This window comes from Capnocytophaga sp. oral taxon 863 str. F0517 (assembly GCF_000466425.1).
In the GTDB taxonomy this organism is placed as follows: domain Bacteria; phylum Bacteroidota; class Bacteroidia; order Flavobacteriales; family Flavobacteriaceae; genus Capnocytophaga.
Map to the genome: position 1 here is coordinate 3,260 of NZ_KE992136.1, position 766 is coordinate 4,025.

The following is a 766-nucleotide window of genomic DNA, read 5'->3' on the forward strand; positions in this document are numbered from 1 at the left end:
AGCGATGAGGAACAGCCCGATTTATCCTTTTTGGAAGAACGTACTTGGGCTTTTGTGGAACTCACTGAGGAGGAATTAGCCTCTTTCAATACGCCTGAAAGCCGTTTGGATATTTACCGAAGCGTATTTACTCGATACGATGATTTCTATATAAAAGCCTATGGAAAATACTCCTCCGATGAGTATTGGACAGATGACATCCGTTTTGATGAACTTTTTAAAACCTTTGAAAAATGATAATAACAGACCTCAATGGTGCACCTATAGAGGTAACCGACCTTGATAAAGCCTTAGCGCAAGCCGATAGCTTTAGAGGCTATAAGCATACTGACAACACCCACAAGGCGTTAGATAAGAGGCTAAAAGCCTATTGGCAGGACTTATATATTAAACTAAAGCAACTCAAAGAAGCCCAAAACTCAACCCTTAATAAAACCTAACAGCCTATGGAAAGCGTTTACTTAGTCTATAAAACCGATAGCTGGCACTATATGAGTAGCCGTGTCCTTATGCAAGTATGCACAAGCAAGTACAAAGCTATCGAAGTGATAAAAGCCTATTGCAAGCGGTACAAGCTACCCTTTACCCAAGACGACCTAACCAACTTGCAATGGTACGACCAAACCCAATGTAGCAAAAGAAGCATTGAGTTTGAAATAGAACCCCAAGAAGTAGTTTAACCTAAGAAAGAGTATCTCAATGAAACCACTCAAACAACCCCTAACAACTGATACCCAAGCCCTATCCTATATAGGGATAATCATCC

Annotated in this window: 2 protein-coding genes and 1 pseudogene; all 3 read left to right on the forward strand. The window is 40.5% G+C overall.

Going from position 1 to position 766, the window contains the following annotated elements; all coding sequences use genetic code 11:
* Positions 1-237, forward strand: a pseudogene (locus HMPREF1551_RS06045) (hypothetical protein); the annotation flags it as partial.
* Positions 234-440, forward strand: coding sequence for a hypothetical protein (locus HMPREF1551_RS06050; RefSeq protein WP_016421160.1), 207 nt, complete (start codon positions 234-236; stop codon positions 438-440). The pseudogene HMPREF1551_RS06045 and the gene HMPREF1551_RS06050, both read left to right, overlap by 4 nt.
* A 6-nt stretch (positions 441-446) precedes the next feature.
* Complete coding sequence (locus HMPREF1551_RS06055; RefSeq protein WP_009389118.1) at positions 447-680, forward strand: hypothetical protein; 234 nt, start codon at positions 447-449, stop codon at positions 678-680.
* Positions 681-766 lie beyond the last annotated feature (86 nt).

Excerpts from the sequence above, each read along its gene's own strand:
- HMPREF1551_RS06055 (WP_009389118.1), top strand. The coding sequence starts at position 447 with ATGGAAAGCGTTTACTTAGTCTATAAAACCGATAGCTGGCACTATATG.
- HMPREF1551_RS06050 (WP_016421160.1), top strand. The coding sequence starts at position 234 with ATGATAATAACAGACCTCAATGGTGCACCTATAGAGGTAACCGACCTT.